The sequence below is a fragment of the Tepidanaerobacter sp. EBM-38 genome, from assembly GCA_001896545.1.
GTDB lineage: Bacteria > Bacillota > Thermosediminibacteria > Thermosediminibacterales > Tepidanaerobacteraceae > Tepidanaerobacter.
In genome coordinates, this window is record MPOT01000041.1 from 70,048 (window position 1) to 88,221 (window position 18,174).

Below are 18,174 nucleotides of genomic sequence, written 5' to 3' on the forward strand. Positions count from 1 at the left end.
AAATGCGTTTGAACTTTTAATAAATTCTAAAAGCTACCCAATCATGCGAATAATAGATTTTATAAATATTAATAAGCAACAAAGATGATTAAGCGTTGATTAGTTCTTTTAAAATGCTGTGTAGAGAATGTTTTTTCAATTATAGGTATGAAAAAGATGATTCTTTTGAGGAAAGTTAATTTCGACCTGTAAATTTCGACCTGTAAATGTAGGCCATGAACAAGGTAGCTCTTTAATTTGTCAACTATAACAAAAAGGAACCTTACGGTTCCCTTTTTTTATTTTATAGATCTAGCTACTCTGAGGGCGTCTTTTTCGCTCAAATCGGTTTCAAGGTTGAATTCAATATCATCTATACACCATAATATGTAGATTTGATTTTGGCCTGTATAAGGGTTGTTTTGTGTTATTAGCGTTGCTTCGGTACCATTTATATTCACTTTTTTTACTTTAGAAGATGAAAAATAATAACTTGATGCAAACCCTCCTGAAAAATAATGCTGTTCTATTACAAGTCTGTTTTTATCTGAGCGGTAGTATTGATTAACTCTAAATTCATTTAAAACCGTAATAATATCGAGGCTTACACCTTTTGGCAGGTAAGAAGGCATTATAAAATTGAATGCGGCCTCAGAGCGAGCCTGTTCTAATGTCACTACTTTTTCTCCGGTATCTAGCGGCCAATCCGGAGGTGGCAAAGGTGCATCAGAATCAGGTAAAGTATTTTTGCTTATTGAAACATTGACCGAACCGGTTGTTTCCGGTGACGAAAAAAAGTCAACCACAGTTTTTAAGATGTTGCTGTTTATAGCGATTGCTGGTTGGTTAGATATAAAAAGCCCAATAAACAATACAGAAATTACAAAGCAAGCAATCGCTTTTGAAGTAGAAAATCTTTGATGTAAACTGCTTCTTCTAATAGTTTTTGCCGTTTGTCGGTCTGAAGATATTTTTTCCCATATGTGTTGCGGAGGAGGAACAATGACATTTTCTGCATCCTCCTGAAATATTTCTTGTATTAAACTTTCAAGATTCAGTTCGTTAGGTTTCATTGTAAGCTTTCCTCCTTGCCAAGACTATTATTTTCATCTTGCAGGGAAATCTTCAATTGATTTAATGCCCTAAACAGCCTGGATTTAACGGTGCCCACAGGCAAGTCGAGTGCATCTGCAATTTCTTGACTGGTAAGATTTAAAAAGTATTTCATTACTATTACCTGCCGGTAGATGGGGTTTAAATCATAAATAGCTCTCTTTATACAGGATTTAAGCTCATTCTTTTCTAATTCATTTTCCGGTAATAATTGAGGTAGGGAGTTTACATAATTATCCTGGGAGAATTGAGCAAAATCTTCTACTACGGTGAAATGCTGTCTTTTACGCATAATATCGATGGCACAGCGAGCTGCGATGGTTTTTATCCAAGAGCCGAACTTGTTGAATTCCCTCAAAGTGTCAAGTTTTTGAAAGGCTTTGCAAAAAGCTTCTTGAGTTGCATCTTCAGCAAGAGAAAAATCTTGTGTGATAAAATATGAGGTTTTATATACATCCGAATAAAACAATTCAAATAATACTTGAAAAGCATTGCTGTCTTTATTTTTTGACCGTTTAATCGCAGTAAGAAGCTTCATTTGTCATAAAGTCCTTTCAAAAGAAATGACGTAATTAATAATGAAAAGGTTTCATCTCATACATATTAGTATACTATAAAAATTTAATTATGGCAGATAAAAAATATTTGATTAAGGTATTGCGTTTATTTTGTTTAAGCTAAGCAGAATTCTATTTTTTAACAGAATTTGGCTCAACCCTCAATCGCTTTTATAGCCAATTTTTCCACTTGTTTTAGATGGAATAAAATGTTACACTAAACATATATGAATTCAAGCGAGCAGGGATTAGTTTGATTACAAAAGGTGATAAATTACTAATTATTTTTGTATTGATGCTGGCATTTATAATCTTTACAGGTTTTCAGATATATGGTTTTACTGATGATAAAACTTATGTTTTAATCGAAATTGACGGGAAACTATATCAAAAGATTTCTTTAGGAGAAAATGGTCCAAACCTTAGATTAACTATCCCGGTAGCTCATGGTAAAAGCATAGTGGAAATTAACCGGAATAAAGTCCGGATGCAGTATTCAGATTGCCCCGACAGAGATTGCGTGAGGCAGGGCTGGATAAGTCGCCCGGGGCAGATGATTGTATGTCTTCCTAATAAGTTAGTCTTAAAAATAGAAGGCAGTAAACCGGCTAAAGATGAAGTCGATGCAGTAAGCTTTTAGGCTAAAGGATGAATCAACATGCAAAAACACAGTAAGATGTCATTTCTCTCACTTCTTGTAGCTTTTGGTATTATAATACACATTATTGAAGATATGCTACCAGTACCTTTCCCGATACCAGGGGCAAAGTTAGGTCTTGCTAATATAATATCACTTTTAACCATCGTATTTTATGGGTTAAAGGAAGGGCTTATTGTTTGTGTACTGCGGTGCATTATTGCAGCATTGTTGGCAGGATCTCTTTCAAGCTTGCTTTATAGTCTGTCCGGAGCAATTTTAAGCACCATGGTTATGGCGTTTACCTACCATCATTTTAAGGATACATTTAGTCTGGTAGGAATAAGCATTTTAGGGGCAGTTACCCACAATTTTGTCCAAGTGACCATGGCGAGCATTGTTCTTTCTACTTTTGGACTTTATGTTTACTTGCCGTATTTGATGGTAATAGGTCTTTGTACAGGCATGTTTACAGGCTTGACAGCTAATTTTGCAAAGCAAAATCTTTTTACATTCTTTACTAAAACTAATTTTTAGGAAAGGACAAATAAAAATGAAACGTAATTATCATAGTCCTGCAATATTGGTTATAATACTAATAGTTGGTTTATTAGTGGGAGGTACTTTAGGCCAGGCATTAGGCGGCTTTGCTCCGATTTTAAATAAGGGTATGAACATAGGTTTAGCTACAACTAAGCTTGACTTAGGTATTATAAGTATTACATTTGGACTTGATATAAGTTTTAATTTGGCTGCAGCCTTGGGACTCATTATAGCTATTCTTTTATATCAGCGTATGTAGTGGAGGAATGTAGACTATGCACGAACGCATAATTCTGGCTTCAGCCTCTCCACGAAGACAACAACTTTTAAAACATATAGGTTTGAATTTTTTCGTGGAGCCGAGCTACATAGATGAAAATTTTAATCATAAAATGGATTTTGGTCATTCAGTAGCTGAGATTGCTTTTCAGAAAGCCGCAGCTGTTGCAAAAAAACATGAAAAAGGATTGGTGCTTGGTGCTGATACTATAGTAGTTTTGGATGAGGAAGTCCTTGGTAAACCTGCGACTTTAGAGGCAGCAGAAGGAATGTTAGGTCGTTTAAGTGGCCGTTGGCACCGAGTTTTTACTGGATTGGCATTGATAGATGCAGCCACAAATCATTGCTTAAAAGAATTTGAAGAAAGCCAAGTTAAATTTAAAAATCTAAGCAGCTCAGAGATACAAAACTATATAGCAACCGGTGAACCGTTGGATAAGGCAGGAGCTTATGCAATACAAGGAAAAGGTGCATTGTTTGTTGAGAAAATTGATGGTGATTATTATAATATCGTAGGATTGCCGCTATTTAAATTAAACACAATGCTTATCCGTTTTGGTATAAAAATACTCTGATTTAGGGGGCTACAATCGTTGGGTAATGACATCTTGATAAAGGATTTGCCGATTGAAGAACGCCCACGAGAACGCTTGCAAAAATATGGAGCTCAAGCTTTAAGTGATGCGGAACTTCTGGCAGTATTGATACGGACCGGAACCAGGTCGGAGTCAGCACTGGTTCTTGCTCAGCGCATACTAAAAGGTGATATAGGCAAGAGTGGGCTTGCTTATGTGGTCGATTCAAGTATAGAAGAACTTTCAAAGATAAAAGGCATAGGCGCAGCTAAGGCTGTTCAAATAAAAGCAGCTGTGGAGCTTGGCAGGAGGATAGCTTCATATAACCAGCGTAAGCAAGTTGTCATAAAAAGCCCTTTAGATGTTAAAGACCTTCTTATGGAAGAAATGAGATTTCTAGAGAAGGAATACTTTAAAACAATTTTACTAAATGTAAAAAACCATGTTATTTCCGTCGAAGATATTTCAATAGGAAGTTTAAATTCTTCCATAGTTCACCCGCGAGAGGTTTTTAAACCGGCTATCAGGAGAAGTAGTGCTTCTATACTGTTGGTTCACAACCATCCAAGCGGAGATCCGACACCAAGCAGAGAGGATATTGAAGTCACCGAAAGGTTGGTTGAGGCAGGTAAAATTTTAGGTATAAATGTTTTGGACCATATTATAATTGGTAGTGACTCAATTATAAGCCTTAAAGAAAAAAATCTTATGTAAAAATAAAAATCCATAACTACAATTCGACAAAAAGCTGAGGCACTAGAAAGGGGAAAATTAATGAGGTTTTTTAATATATTTTCAAATGATTTAGGAATTGATTTAGGTTCGGCTAATACTTTGGTACATGTTAAAGGGAAGGGTATTGTTCTTAAAGAACCTTCTGTTGTTGCGGTTCAGCGAGATAATGGATCTATTTTAGCTGTAGGTGAAGAAGCCAAGCTGATGATAGGCCGTACTCCTGGCAACATAGTAGCAATAAGACCTATGAGGGATGGTGTCATAGCTGATTTTGACGTGACTGAAAACATGCTGAAGTATTTTATATCAAGGGCGTTAAAGAGCAAACACTTTATTAAACCTAGAGTTGTTGTAGGAGTTCCTTCGGGAGTAACTGAAGTTGAAAAAAGAGCGGTAATCGATGCTACTCTTCAGGCAGGAGCAAGAGAGGCTTATTTAATTGAAGAACCTATGGCAGCAGCCATAGGGGCAGGTCTTGAAGTTTATGAACCGGCTGGAAATATGGTGGTGGATATAGGAGGCGGCACTACCGAAGTTGCGATTATTTCACTGGGAGGTATTGTCACCAGCAAATCAATTCGTGTTGGCGGCGATGAGATGGATGAAGCCATTGTCTATTATATCAAGAAAGAATATAACCTTATGATTGGCGAGCGCACTGCAGAACAAATAAAGATTACAATTGGTTCTGCAGCACTAGATGCAAATATGGAATCTATGGATATACGGGGTCGTGATTTGGTTACCGGTTTACCAAAGACTATTTCTATCACTGCCGAAGAAATTAATAACGCTCTGGCAGAACCGGTAAATAATATTGTGGATGCGATTAAGGTAACACTCGAGAAGACACCACCAGAGTTAGCAGCTGATATTATGGACCGAGGTATCGTTATGACCGGAGGAGGTTCATTGCTTACGGGTTTAGATAGGAGAGTAAACAGTGAAACGGGAATGCCTGTGCATATTGCTGAAGAACCTATGAATTGTGTAGCAATGGGAACAGGTAAAGTTTTAGAAGAACTAGATATTTTAAAGCGTGTATTGATCTCACCTAAAAAAGTGGGTTGAAGGTTGTGGTGTTGTTGCGGCGCCTTTTGAAAAACCGAAGATGGTTAATTCTGGTTTTACTTTTATTCATCTCAATCATGATTGTGAATATAACATTGAATCAAGAAGCTATCTTTAAAAAAATTGAAATTCCAATAATAACCGTACTTAGTCCTGCACAAAAAATCCTGTCAAAAATAGGTTTTGATATAAAAGACAAGCTGGATACCATACCACAGATTTTTTATCTTAAAGAAGAGAATGAAGCTTTAAAAAAGCAGGTGGCAGAACTTTTGCAGTATAAACAAAATCTTTTGGAATATCAGCGAGAAAACACAGACTTACGCAGCCTTTTAGGCTTCAAAGATAAAAATCTGCAATATGATCTTGAGGCAGCAGAAGTTATAGCAAGAGATACGGGTAATTGGTTTAATGTTATTTTAATTGACAAGGGTGAAAAACAAGCCTTAAAAAAAGATATGGCTGTGATTACTAATGAAGGTTTAGTTGGCTGTATAATAAGCACTACTGCTAATACATCTAAGGTAATGCTAATCACCGATGAGCGTAGCTCTATTAGTGCAATGTTACAAAGGACTAGAGATAATGGAATCGTCAAAGGAAGTATTGATACAGCGCCTAGGGGTTACCTAAAAATGGACTTTTTATCTCAGGATGCTAACTTAGTAAAGGGAGATATAGTTATTTCTTCTGGCTTGGGAGGTTTAGTGCCTAAGGGCATTGTTATAGGTGAAGTTGTGGAAACTAAAAAAGAATCTTATGAATTAATGCAATATGCTATAATCAAGCCCGCTGTGGATTTTCTCAAACTTGAGCGAGTTTTTGTGATTAAGGGTGAAAAGGAGGCCAATCAATGAGGACTATTGTATATATTTTAGTATTAGGTGTTCTCATATTGGTCCAGACAGCTCTTTCAAATTTTATTGGAATTTTCGGAGTAAAACCAGACCTGCCGCTGGTTTTTGCTTTGTGTATGGCTATGGTTAAGAATGAAAAAGCGGGAGCATTGATGGGATTAATGAATGGTTTTTTAGAGGATATTCTTTTTGGAAGATTTATAGGTCTTAATACTATAGCAAAATCTATTGCAGGATATGTTGTTGGCCTTGGTTCGCGGAATCTTTACAAGGGTAGAGTCATTATAACTATGTTACTTGTATTTACCGGTTCTGTAATATTTAATTTTATCTTTATGATAATTGCTTTTTTTACAGGTGAGCTCATTCATCCATGGCGATATCTTTTGTCTATTACGGTGGCATCATCATTAATAAATATGTTTGTATCACCCTTGATTTATATTGGGGCGTATAGGATAGAACGATTCTTTGATTATTATTTTGATATAAAATATTAATAGCCTTGAGGGATCTGTATGGATGTAAAAAAACTCCAAAAACGATTGAATGTTCTATTGGGGATTGTAATTTTGATTTTTGTGGTATTAACGATAAGCTTATCAACTCTGCAAATAGTAAAAGGAAATGAATATGAAAAGCTTGCCGAGGAAAATAGGATAAGGCTTATTCCTATAACAGCACCAAGGGGAGTTTTTAAGGATAGATACGGTAGAGAATTAGTTAATAATCGCCCTAGTTTTACGGTATCATATATGAGCGTAAAAACGGAAGAATTTGAACAGGAAGAAGTGTTCGAAATTCTTAGAAACATTCTAGAAATTCCTCTTTATACAGAAGTGTCAAATCAAACATATACTGTAGATAAAGATAAAAAGATTATTCTGAGTAAATTACCCATAGTCGATAGAAATGGGAATGCCAAAATTGATATTGCTGATATATCGATTACAGATAGTGGTACAGGCAAGCCGGTTTTACCAAGCAAAGTAGATTTTGCTACCGGCACTGTTACGCTTGACAAGCCACCGAATACACAGGTGTTAGTTTCATATAACTATGATACATTAAAGAATAAGCTGCAAAGTCGAGATTATAAACCGGTTAGACTTAAGACTGATGTGGATTTCCAGACAGTAGCAGAAATTGAAGAACGTCGTCTTCCTGGTGTGGTCATAGAAGTAGAACCTTTGCGAAATTATATTTATGGTAGCACAGCTTCACATGTTTTTGGTTATGTAGGAGAAATAAGTCAAGAGGAGTTAGCTGCTGCAAAAGATAACGGATACCGCCCAGGAGACCTTATAGGTAAAATGGGATTGGAAAAGGTATTAGAATCTTATTTAAAAGGTACTGATGGCGGTCAGCAGGTGGAGGTTACAGCTTCTGGAAAGCCTATAAAAGTATTAGGTCAAAAGGAGCCGATTCCCGGCCATTTGATAAATCTAACACTAGATATAAAACTTCAGCAAATTGCTGAAAATAAGTTAAGAGAGCAATTAATAAAATTACAGACTGATAAGTATAAGCCTTTTCCTAATGCAAAAAGGGGTGCTGTAGTTGCTATTAATATAAAAACTGGTGAAGTGCTAGCAATGGCAAGTGTTCCAGATTTCGATCCGAATATGTTTGCTCGGGGGATAACCCAAAAAGAATGGGAGGAAATATCGAAAAATCCGCTCAATCCAATGGTTAATCTTGCCATTAGCGGGACGTTTCCCCCAGGGTCAATTTTTAAGATGGTTACTGCAACTGCAGCACTAGAAGAAAAAGTAACTAATGAGCGTGAGCTTGTTAGAGATACCGGAGTTTATTGGACTATTTTGCCGAAGAAGTGTTGGAAGGCAGGAGGCCATGGTCTAGTAAATATTGAAAAGGCCATTGCGGAATCGTGCAATATTTATTTTTATGAAATGGGGCGTAGATTAGGCATAGATAATATTGAAAAATATGCGAGGATGTATGGGCTTGGAGAAATTACAGGAATTGAGCTGCCCGGTGAAAAAGCAGGAAACGTAGCAAGCCGTGAATATAAAAAGAATACTTTTAGCAGTTCCCAAGATAAAATATGGTATCCTGCCGAAACATTAGATGCATCCATAGGACAAGGCTATCATAGCTTTACACCGATACAAATTGCAGATTATATTGCAGCTATTGCAAATGAAGGAATCTGGATGAAACCTCATTTAATAAAGTCAATAGTTGATGCTGATGGTAACGTTGTTCTTGAAAAAAACCCAGAAATTGGCGGCAGATTGGATATCTCTAACAAGACATATGAAATAATAAAAAATGGTATGCGAGGTGTTACGCTGCCAGGTGGTACAGCCTACGGAGTTTTTGCGGATTTTCCCATTTCTGTAGCGGGAAAAACCGGAACCGCCGAGTGGGATTTGCGTAAAGACCCGCATGGTTGGTTTGTGGCATTTGCTCCTTATGAGGACCCGGAAATTGCAGTAGCAGTGTTTATAGAGCAAGCCGGTTCAGGTGGAACTACGGGAGGACCTGTTGCAAGAGCTATTTTTGAAGAATATTTCCATCTAACAAATGAGAACAATAACAATGAAGATTATCTTGTCCAACCTTAACCGGAATCTTTACAGATTCTGGTTTTTTTATCATCAAAAGAAGGATTTACTTGATTTATGAAGAATAAAATACTTTGTAGTGGTGCTGCTTGGAGGGAATTAGTATGACGAACGAGCCTGTAATTATCAAAGGTACAAAAGAAGGTATAACTATCATACTTGATGAAAATTCGAGCTTTGAAGATATGGAAAAAGCTATTTATGAGAAACTTCAACGTAGTCGGAACTTTTTTTCAGGAGGTAAGGTTAGTATAAAAATTAAAAACGGATTTTTAAGTAAAGATGAATATAATAAGCTACAAAATATCTTTACAGATTTTGGGATGAGCTTGCAGGAGGCAAGTTCTCCGAAAACCCTGATATTTCCAAAACCAAATAGGAATAGGGTGCTACTGCTAAAAAAAACTGTGAGATCGGGGCAAAAAATTACTTATAAGGGGACCATAGTCATCCTGGGCGATGCCAATCCAGGCAGTGAGATAGTTGCTACCGGCGACATCCTGGTTATGGGGACTCTTCGTGGGATGGCTCACGCCGGGGTACAGGGAGATACTACTGCTATAGTAGCCGCATTTCGTTTAAAACCGACTCAATTAAGAATTGCTGAAGTTATTTCAAGACCTCCGGAAGAGAAGGAAGATATACCATCATTTCCGGAAATAGCACGCTTGAAAGATAATGTAATAGTAATAGAACCCTTATAATGCCCCAAGATAATTACAAAAGCAAACAGGAGGGATAATATGGGCGAGGTAATAGTAATCACATCTGGCAAAGGTGGAGTGGGAAAAACCACAACAACTGCAAATCTTGGAACCGGTCTTGCTTTATACAAGCAAAAGAAGGTAGTAATGTTAGACGCCGATATAGGTTTAAGAAACCTTGACGTGGTAATGGGTTTGGAAAACCGTATAGTTTATGACCTTGTAGATGTAGCAAATGGAATGTGTCGTTTGAAACAAGCACTTATAAAGGATAAGCGTTTTGAAAACCTATATCTTATGCCAGCAGCTCAGACCAAAGATAAGACAGCGATAACGCCGACTCAGATGAAAAAATTATGTGAAGAGCTAAAGCGCGATTATGACTATATATTAATTGACTGCCCTGCAGGTATAGAACAGGGATTTAAGAATGCCATCGCCGGAGCTGATAGAGCACTCATTGTCACTACGCCTGAAGTTTCTGCCGTAAGAGATGCTGATAGAATAGTAGGCCTGTTAGAGGCTGCCGGTTTTGAAGAACCCAAACTGATTATTAATCGACTAAGGCCAGATATGGTAAAACGCGGCGATATGATGGATATTGATGATATGATAGATGTTTTGGCTATTGAGCTACTTGGAGTTATACCAGAAGATGAGAAAATTGTAATATCTACCAACAGAGGCGAACCGGCAGTTGTTGATGAATCATCAAAAGCAGGCCAAGCCTACAGAAATATGATTCGACGTTTAGAGGGTGAGGAAGTTCCCTTGATGAAAATAGAAAACATAGAGCCCAACTTTATGGATAAATTGCGTGTGTTTTTTGGGTTAAAAGCTCGGGCAAAATAAAAAGGGAGGAGAGTTTAGTGGATTTTTTAAAAATTTTCGGAAGAGAGGATGTTTCAAGTAAGGATATAGCCAAAGAACGATTAAGGTTAATCCTTGTGCACGATCGGGCTAATGTATCACCAAAATTTCTTGAGATGATAAAAAGCCAACTGATAGATATGATTTCAGATTATATGGAAATTGATGAAAATGGCCTTGAGGTAAAATTAACTCGCATGGAAAAAGATGATGATGTAACAGTTCCGGCATTAGTAGCAAATATTCCTATAAAGAAAGTGAAGCACCTGGCTAAGATTTAAAGGAGGAAGTTGTTTGGATAAAGTCGGACAGGAAGTTTTTGCTTTGGACATCGGCACCAGAACTGTAGCGGGTTTGGTTGTAAGCAAGCAAGGCAAAACCTATAAAATCCTTGCACATAAAGTTCTTGAACACGAAAGCCGTGTTATGTATGATGGTCAAATCCATGACATTGAGGCTGTGGCCAAAAGTGTAAGGGCGATTAAGGAAGACCTTGAAAAGAAACTCAATAAAAAACTAGAGAAAGCTGCAGTTGCTGCGGCAGGCAGAGCGCTTTATACGGTTGAAGCTGAAACTGAAAGAAAAACTTCTCCTTTTATAGAAGTAACCGAAGAAGATATTCGAAGTTTAGAAACTGAGGCTCTGTCAAAAGCGATTAAATCCTTAGCCGAAAAAAATAAACAAGGAGATTTCGACAATTATTACTGTGTAGGTTTTAGCCCAATCAAATGGTTTTTAGAGGACGAATCTTTAGAAAATTTACTGGGCCAAAAAGGCAGTAGCATATCGGTTAAGATTGTAGCTACTTTTCTTCCTCGCACTGTTGTTGAAAGTTTGCTTACGGTTCTTAATAGATGTGATTTAGGTCTTGAGAGCTTAACATTAGAGCCTATTGCCGCAGGTGATATTGTGGTTCTTCCCGGTATGCGTAAACTGAATATTGCATTGGTAGATATAGGTGCAGGAACGTCAGATATTGCTATATCTCGCGAGGGAAGCATATTTGCTTATGGAATGGTCCCTATGGCCGGTGATGAAATTACGGAAAAAATCTGTGAAGAGTTCTTATTAAACTTTGATGAGGGCGAAAGAGTAAAACGTGAGTTGTCTTTACATGAAACAGTGAAATTCATAGATATTCTTGGGAATACACAGGAGCTTTGCACTAAAAAAATAATAGAGATTATAAGTCCAATTACAAATGAACTTTCGGCCAAGATAGCACGAAAAATATTAGAACTCAATGGTAAAACACCTGCTGCTGTTTTAATGATTGGTGGTGGCAGCCTGATGCCAGGTTTATCGGAATTTTTGGCTGCACACTTGGAAATACCTAAAGAACGGGTTGGAGTCAAAGGTCGTGAAGGGTTAGCTGATGTACAGGGTTGCGAAGATTTTACAGGACCTTTTTCAGTAACTCCTATAGGTATAGCCATAAACTCACTCAAGGGCGCTCACTTGTCCTCCTACAAGGTGTATATAAACGAAAAGCCAATAAATATTTTAGCACAAGACAATCCTACGGTTTTAAATGCATTGCTTTATGCAGGGAAATCATCGGCAGAAATTTTCGGACGGCCGGGTCTTGCCAAGACTTTTAAGCTAAATGGAAAACTTAAAATAGTCAAAGGTGAAATGGCGAAACCGGCAATTGTTACAATGAATGGCAAAAATGTCGATTTGAACGAACCGATTAAAGATGGTGCGGTCATAAGCTTTATACCTGCTGAGGACGGAAAGGCTGGGGCTTCTAAGATAAAGGAGTATATATCTGAAGAAGATAGGATTTCTCTAAAAATAAACGGACGCAATTTTATCATAGATCCTGTTATAAAAATCTTTGGGCGTACAATGTCGCCTGAAGAGGAAATACCCGATGACGCCTTGATAACCATAGAACCAAGAGATATGATTTTAAGTGATGTTTTCAGTATTATATCATTTAAACCCGAAGGCATGGCAGGTAAGCTGGTTATGAAAATAAATGGTATTGATGCCGGCTTTGCCGATCCAATAAAAGATAATGATGAAATAGATATTTATTGGGAAAACTTAACAAGATGATTTTATAAAAGAGTTTTTATGGATGCGAGGTTTTATGATATAATGGTTAACGGGTTTAGGGGGCCATCAACATGGATCGAAAATTGTTAAAAAATATAGAGTATCCTATTTTAATTGCCATTATTTTACTAACCATAATAAGTGTTCTAATGATAAGCAGTGCAACGCATGCCATGAGCTCCGGAGGTAGTTTCAATACGGCTCGTAATCAGCTTATTTGGTTTTGTATCGGATTAGTAGCTATGGTATTTGTTATTTCGATAGACTATCATTCTTTTGCTAATTGGGCTAACATTATATATATTGTAAATCTTCTATTATTAATTTTTGTATTATTTATTGGGGAAGAAGGTGGTGGAGCTCAGCGATGGCTCGATATTGGCCCTTTTAGATTACAACCGTCGGAATTTGCCAAATTAGCCGTTGTAATTACACTGGCCAGACATCTTGAAAAAAAGAAGTCTTTAAATAGCGTGCAAGATTTATTTTCGGTGGGTTTGCATATGATACCTATAATGTTGCTTATAGCGAAACAGCCGGATTTGGGGACATCACTGGTGCTGTTGGCGATGGTTTTCGGCATGCTGTTTATCGCAGGTCTTAGCTATAAACTTTTGGCTGGGATTATAACAGCAGGCCTTTTTTCCCTACCAATACTCTGGTTTTTTTTAAAACCTTACCAAAAGGACCGAATTTTAGTTTTTATAAACCCATATCTAGATCCCCTGGGAAAAGGATACCATGTTATACAATCTAAAATTGCAATTGGTTCAGGCAAGATATTTGGAAAAGGCCTTTACCAAGGAACTCAGAATCAGCTGAATTTTCTTCCGGTAAAACATACGGATTTTATTTTTGCCGTTTTAGGGGAAGAATTAGGTTTTATAGGTGGTATCATACTTTTTATATTATATTTCATACTGCTTTACTATTCTTTAAGGGTAGCATTTAAGGCCCGAGATCTTTTAGGAACTTATATGGTCGTAGGCGTAGTTTCGATGTGGGCATTTCAGATCTTAATCAACATCGGCATGAACATGGGTATAATGCCGGTGACCGGTATACCGTTGCCCTTTATGAGCTATGGAGGAAGTTCTTTTTTAATGAACATGATTGCAGCCGGACTTGTAATCAATGTTGGAATGCGCCGACAGAAAATCCTATTTTAAAAAGGCTGTTGAAAAGGTTTTAATTTAATTGCTAGATTATATATACGGGTTCTTTTGAACCCGTATTTTGCATTTATTTACTCGTTTTAGCAGCTCATTTTTGTTGTAATAAACGAGCTTTACAGGAAATAGATATATATAACAAAGATTTTTACAAAAGCCGTATAAATTAATTATAAATGACTTTGATTTTCACAATTAATATAACTGAGGTTTATACTGGGGGAATTTATACTTTTTCATGGACTTACAATACAAGGGGGTGCCTTTTATGTACTACTATGAACAACCTTCCGAAAAAAAATGGCTAGGGCCTGAAAATCTAAAAAAAGTTGTAATCTGTATTTTAATTGTAATAGTAGTGCTATGCATTAAGAAAATAAATATTCCGGTAACCAAAACGGCTCTTGCAAAAATTGAGTATTTTATTTCGGATTATTCATATGAATTTAAAGATTTAGTAGAAGTCGTAAATAGTATTTCGAAGGTATCAAAAAGTATTCCGGCAATAGGGCAAAAGAAACAAGGATTGTTACCTATGCCGGTGGATGGAAAAGTGTCTTCAGAATATGGCATGCGATATCACCCGCTATTAAAAGAACGGCTCATGCATAATGGCATAGATATAGTTCAAAAAGAGGGAATCCCTGTAAAGTCGGTACTCGATGGTGTGGTTTTTTCGGTAGGGCAAGACAAAGAGATGGGAAATGTGGTTAAAATACGTCACGACAATAATTTGGTAACGGTTTATGCTCATTTAAAAGATGTCTATGTGAAGGAACAAGAAGCAGTAAAACAGGGATTTATTATAGGAACTGTTGGTAAGACAGGCCTTGCAGAGACTCCTCACCTGCATTTTGAAATCTGGCATAATGACAAAGCCGAAGATCCAAAAAAATGGCTGAACATCTTAGATGATGATGCTCAGGAGGAGTTAAATGAATTTAAGAGTCTCTAATTTCAGAATAAGTATAAGCTTTTTTTTTATTATAATTGTTGCCCTTGCCTTATTAGCAGGATTGTACTTTGAAGTAATGGCTGCATTGTTGGCTTTGGGAATACATGAATATGCACATATATTTGTAGGATATAGGCTTGGCATTGAAATTTATGAAATTGAAATATTGCCATTTGGCGGTCGCATAAGGTCAAGCTTAGATGAGGCTTCTTTGGAGAAGGAAATGCTTATGGTTATGGCTGGCCCGCTTGCAAACTTTGCAATAGCAGGTTTAATTCTTTTTTTAGTAACTCAAGCGTTTATAGCACCAAACATAGCTCGACAACTTATACATTATCAATTAATGCTAGGGATATTTAATATGCTTCCTGCTCTTCCCCTCGACGGGGGAAGAATTTTTGCATTATGGCTTAGACAGCGTTTCCCCTATACTTTATCAATACGTATTGCTTCAAGAGCAGGCAAAATACTTGCATATTTGATGTTGAGCTTAGCTTTAATAGGTCTTGCTTTTAAAAGGCTATTTTTAAGCTTTTTTGTGGCAGGAATTTTTTTATTACAACAGACTTCAAAAGAAGAAAAAAATGCACACTTGATTTTTATGAAGCACTTAGCAGGAAAAAAGGAGAAGATTAGTAAAAACAAATATATGCCAGGAGAAATTATAGTGGTGAATGAAGATACTCCGGCAAAAAACATACTATATTCATTTGCACCACAAAAATATTTTATTGTATATGTATTAGATGAGAATATGAGAATTAAAAAAAGTCTAACAGAAACCGAAATATTTAATAAAGTAGTCGAAAAAGGATTAGACTTAATGATGAAAGACCTGATATAATAAATAAGTGGAGTTTTATACCATTAAACATAGGAGGCACATCATTGACCATAGAGAAACAATTAGAAAAACTTTTGCCACAGGTTTCAAAACCAACTCGCTATATGGGAAACGAATATAATAGTATAAAAAAAGATAAAGATAATATAAAAGTTCATGTAGCATTGGCATTTCCTGATGTCTACGAAGTGGGTATGTCACACTTAGGTATAAAAATTTTATATCATCTTCTTAATCAATATCCTGACATTTATGCTGAAAGGGTTTTTGCACCTTGGGTTGATTTTGAGGATTTAATGCGAAAAGAAGGTATTCCGCTGTTCAGTCTAGAAAGCAAAACTGCAGTTGCTGAATTTGATTTTTTAGGCTTTACCCTGCAGTATGAAATGAGTTACACAAATATATTAAATATGCTGGAACTGTCAGGAATACCTATTTTCTCAAATGAAAGAAGGGAAGGTCACCCCTTCATAATAGCTGGCGGTCCTTGTACTTATAATCCAGAACCATTATCGGATATCGTGGATTTTTTTGTTATAGGAGAAGCTGAAGAAGTTATTGTAGAGATTATGGATTTATATAAAAGTTTTAAAGAAAGAGGTGAAAGCAGACAACGGTTTTTAGAAGAGGTTGCCGGAATTTCCGGAGTGTATGTGCCATCTTTGTATAATGTAACATATAATGATGATGGAACCATAAAAAGCATCTTACCAAAGCAAGCAGATATCCCTCGAAGGATACAAAAGCGGCTGATAAAAGACTTGGACAATGTTTACTACCCCACGAATTTTGTGGTGCCTTATATGGACATCGTGCACGACCGAGCTGTACTGGAGATTTTCCGCGGCTGTACCAGAGGATGCCGTTTCTGTCAAGCCGGAATGATTTATAGGCCGGTAAGGGAAAAGTCAGTAGTTCGCCTAGAGAAACTAGCGAAAGACATCATTGCATCAACTGGCTATGGGGAATTATCTCTAGCATCACTGAGCACCAGTGACTATTCTGAATTAAAACAGCTTACTGAAATATTGACTGATGAATTTCGCCAAAGTCGAGTAAGTTTGTCACTGCCTTCGCTTAGAATTGATGCTTTTTCACTTGAACTTGCTAAGAAGGTACAGGAAATTAAAAAATCCGGTCTTACATTTGCACCGGAAGCCGGAACGCAAAGGCTTAGGGATGTAATAAATAAAGGTGTTACGGTACAAGACCTTCTGACATCAGTTAAAGATGCATTTTCTTCAGGTTGGAAAACGGTTAAGCTATATTTTATGATTGGCCTTCCTACCGAAACTTATGAAGATGTAGAAGGAATAGCAAATCTCGCTTTTGCTGTTGTGGATGTATACAAAAAAGTCCATGGCAATACAAAAGGTTTAAAAGTTAATGTCAGTACATCTACTTTTGTTCCTAAACCATTTACGCCATTTCAGTGGGAATCACAGATAACACTTTCGGAAATCGAAGAAAGACAAAAGTTTCTAAGGAGTCTGTTCAGGAAAAATAAAAATATATCATATAGTTGGCATGATGGCAAGTTAAGCTTCCTAGAGGCTGTTTTTTCACGTGGAGATCGTAGATTAGGCCAAGTTTTAAAAATCGCCCATGATAAAGGATGCAAATTCGATGGATGGAATGACATGTTTTCGTTTGAAAAATGGATGTCTGCCTTTAATGAATCAGGGGTATGTCCAGAATTTTATGCTTATCGCAAAAGGTCTAAGGATGAACTTTGCCCGTGGGATATTATAGACCCTGGTATTGATAAGAAGTTTTTACTAAGAGAATTAGAAAAATCCCAAAAAGCAGAAATTACACCTGACTGCAGGATAAGATGTCATGCTTGCGGGGCAAGTAAGCTGAAAGCCGGTGGTTGTTGTGAAACTAAGAATGAAATTTAAAAAGGGTCGTCCTGTAATGTTCATATCTCATTTGGATATGATAAGGACTTTCGAACGAAGCTTCAGACGCGCTGATTTGCCTTTGGCATTTACACAAGGGTTCAATCCAAGACCCAGAATATCTTTTACCCCGGCTTTATCCGTGGGTATTACCAGCAGCAGTGAATATATGGATGTGGAGTTTGAGGAAACCATTTCACCTGATGATGCGGTTGCCCGACTAAATGCGGTTTTGCCAGAAGGCATTCAAATAATAAAAGCCGGAACTGCCGATGAAAAAATACCTCTTTCTACAGTAAATTGTGCTACATACATTGTCAAGACAGCTTTAGAGATGGAAAATCCAAGTGAACTAGAAAAAGGCATCAACAACCTTTTAAACAGAAAAGAGATTATTATTGAAAAATCCACTAAATCTGGCGTCAAATCGGTGAATATTGCTCCATTCATTTATAATATGAAATTATTAAGCAATACTAATGGCACTGCAGATATTTGCATGGAAGTTTCGATTGGTCAGCAAGGCAGTGTGTCACCAAAGTTGATAATCTTGGAATTAGAAAAAGTTCTTGCAAAAAAACTTGAAATAGTAAGTATTCATAGGGAGGAAATTTTTTATAGAAATGAGAATAATAAAATTCTTCCACTTTAATTTAGCGGAATATCTGAGCCCCCAGATCATTGGCAAGTCCGCTTTAATTTTGGAGGAGATTTGAGGAGCTGAAAA

The 18,174-nt window shown here is 36.9% G+C and carries 20 protein-coding genes; 18 read left to right on the top strand and 2 right to left on the bottom strand.

Annotation, left to right across the window (positions count from 1 at the left end; all coding sequences use genetic code 11):
• Positions 1-278: 278 nt before the first annotated feature.
• Positions 279-1,052, bottom strand: a complete 774-nt coding sequence (locus tag BUC45_RS04845) for a DUF4367 domain-containing protein (RefSeq protein ID WP_296970741.1) — start codon at positions 1,050-1,052, stop codon at positions 279-281.
• The gene (locus tag BUC45_RS04850) at positions 1,049-1,630 is read right to left on the bottom strand and encodes a sigma-70 family RNA polymerase sigma factor (protein WP_013778613.1); all 582 of its coding nucleotides are present in this window, start codon (positions 1,628-1,630) and stop codon (positions 1,049-1,051) included. The genes BUC45_RS04845 and BUC45_RS04850 overlap by 4 nt, the downstream gene beginning before the upstream one ends.
• A 272-nt stretch (positions 1,631-1,902) precedes the next feature.
• Between BUC45_RS04850 and BUC45_RS04855 the strand changes: the two genes are divergently transcribed.
• The 18 genes from BUC45_RS04855 to BUC45_RS04940 all read left to right on the top strand — a co-directional run bounded on the left by BUC45_RS04855 (position 1,903) and on the right by BUC45_RS04940 (position 18,099).
• Positions 1,903-2,289 carry a NusG domain II-containing protein gene (locus BUC45_RS04855; RefSeq protein ID WP_013778612.1) on the top strand — a complete coding sequence of 129 codons (387 nt, stop codon included), beginning with the start codon at positions 1,903-1,905 and terminating at the stop codon, positions 2,287-2,289.
• Between the two features lie 18 nt (positions 2,290-2,307).
• Positions 2,308-2,823 (top strand): Gx transporter family protein, encoded by a 516-nt coding sequence (locus tag BUC45_RS04860; RefSeq protein WP_296970742.1) that lies wholly within the window; start codon positions 2,308-2,310, stop codon positions 2,821-2,823.
• Between the two features lie 16 nt (positions 2,824-2,839).
• Positions 2,840-3,088 (top strand): DUF4321 domain-containing protein, encoded by a 249-nt coding sequence (locus BUC45_RS04865; protein ID WP_296970743.1) that lies wholly within the window; start codon positions 2,840-2,842, stop codon positions 3,086-3,088.
• Between the two features lie 16 nt (positions 3,089-3,104).
• Entirely contained in the window at positions 3,105-3,683 is a 579-nt protein-coding gene (locus BUC45_RS04870) for a Maf family protein (RefSeq protein ID WP_296970744.1), read from the top strand.
• Between the two features lie 18 nt (positions 3,684-3,701).
• Entirely contained in the window at positions 3,702-4,397 is a 696-nt protein-coding gene (radC, locus tag BUC45_RS04875; protein ID WP_296970745.1) for a DNA repair protein RadC, read from the top strand.
• Positions 4,398-4,457: 60 nt separating this feature from the next.
• Positions 4,458-5,489 (top strand): rod shape-determining protein, encoded by a 1,032-nt coding sequence (locus tag BUC45_RS04880; RefSeq protein ID WP_296970746.1) that lies wholly within the window; start codon positions 4,458-4,460, stop codon positions 5,487-5,489.
• Positions 5,490-5,497: 8 nt separating this feature from the next.
• The gene (gene mreC / locus BUC45_RS04885; RefSeq protein ID WP_296970782.1) at positions 5,498-6,346 is read left to right on the top strand and encodes a rod shape-determining protein MreC; all 849 of its coding nucleotides are present in this window, start codon (positions 5,498-5,500) and stop codon (positions 6,344-6,346) included.
• Positions 6,343-6,846 carry a rod shape-determining protein MreD gene (gene mreD / locus BUC45_RS04890; protein WP_296970747.1) on the top strand — a complete coding sequence of 168 codons (504 nt, stop codon included), beginning with the start codon at positions 6,343-6,345 and terminating at the stop codon, positions 6,844-6,846. The genes mreC and mreD overlap by 4 nt, the downstream gene beginning before the upstream one ends.
• 18 nt (positions 6,847-6,864) lie before the next feature.
• A complete protein-coding gene (gene mrdA / locus BUC45_RS04895) occupies positions 6,865-8,937 on the top strand; it encodes a penicillin-binding protein 2 (protein ID WP_296970748.1) in 2,073 nt (690 codons plus the stop codon).
• Between the two features lie 104 nt (positions 8,938-9,041).
• Positions 9,042-9,641 (top strand): septum site-determining protein MinC, encoded by a 600-nt coding sequence (minC, locus tag BUC45_RS04900; RefSeq protein WP_296970749.1) that lies wholly within the window; start codon positions 9,042-9,044, stop codon positions 9,639-9,641.
• A gap of 39 nt (positions 9,642-9,680) precedes the next feature.
• Positions 9,681-10,493, top strand: coding sequence for a septum site-determining protein MinD (minD, locus tag BUC45_RS04905; RefSeq protein WP_296970750.1), 813 nt, complete (start codon positions 9,681-9,683; stop codon positions 10,491-10,493).
• A 17-nt stretch (positions 10,494-10,510) separates the two neighbouring features.
• The gene (gene minE, locus BUC45_RS04910) at positions 10,511-10,792 is read left to right on the top strand and encodes a cell division topological specificity factor MinE (RefSeq protein ID WP_296970752.1); all 282 of its coding nucleotides are present in this window, start codon (positions 10,511-10,513) and stop codon (positions 10,790-10,792) included.
• Positions 10,793-10,805: 13 nt separating this feature from the next.
• Positions 10,806-12,575: a cell division FtsA domain-containing protein gene (locus tag BUC45_RS04915; protein ID WP_296970753.1), complete on the top strand. Its 1,770-nt coding sequence runs from the start codon at positions 10,806-10,808 to the stop codon at positions 12,573-12,575.
• A gap of 71 nt (positions 12,576-12,646) precedes the next feature.
• Positions 12,647-13,744: a rod shape-determining protein RodA gene (rodA, locus tag BUC45_RS04920; RefSeq protein ID WP_296970754.1), complete on the top strand. Its 1,098-nt coding sequence runs from the start codon at positions 12,647-12,649 to the stop codon at positions 13,742-13,744.
• A gap of 271 nt (positions 13,745-14,015) precedes the next feature.
• The gene (locus tag BUC45_RS04925) at positions 14,016-14,702 is read left to right on the top strand and encodes a M23 family metallopeptidase (RefSeq protein WP_296970755.1); all 687 of its coding nucleotides are present in this window, start codon (positions 14,016-14,018) and stop codon (positions 14,700-14,702) included.
• Positions 14,683-15,546, top strand: a complete 864-nt coding sequence (locus BUC45_RS04930; RefSeq protein WP_296970756.1) for a M50 family metallopeptidase — start codon at positions 14,683-14,685, stop codon at positions 15,544-15,546. The genes BUC45_RS04925 and BUC45_RS04930 overlap by 20 nt, the downstream gene beginning before the upstream one ends.
• A gap of 44 nt (positions 15,547-15,590) precedes the next feature.
• Positions 15,591-17,447 carry a TIGR03960 family B12-binding radical SAM protein gene (locus BUC45_RS04935; RefSeq protein ID WP_296970757.1) on the top strand — a complete coding sequence of 619 codons (1,857 nt, stop codon included), beginning with the start codon at positions 15,591-15,593 and terminating at the stop codon, positions 17,445-17,447.
• On the top strand, positions 17,437-18,099 hold the full coding sequence (locus BUC45_RS04940) for a TIGR03936 family radical SAM-associated protein (protein WP_296970758.1): 663 nt from the start codon (positions 17,437-17,439) through the stop codon (positions 18,097-18,099). The genes BUC45_RS04935 and BUC45_RS04940 overlap by 11 nt, the downstream gene beginning before the upstream one ends.
• Positions 18,100-18,174: the final 75 nt, after the last annotated feature.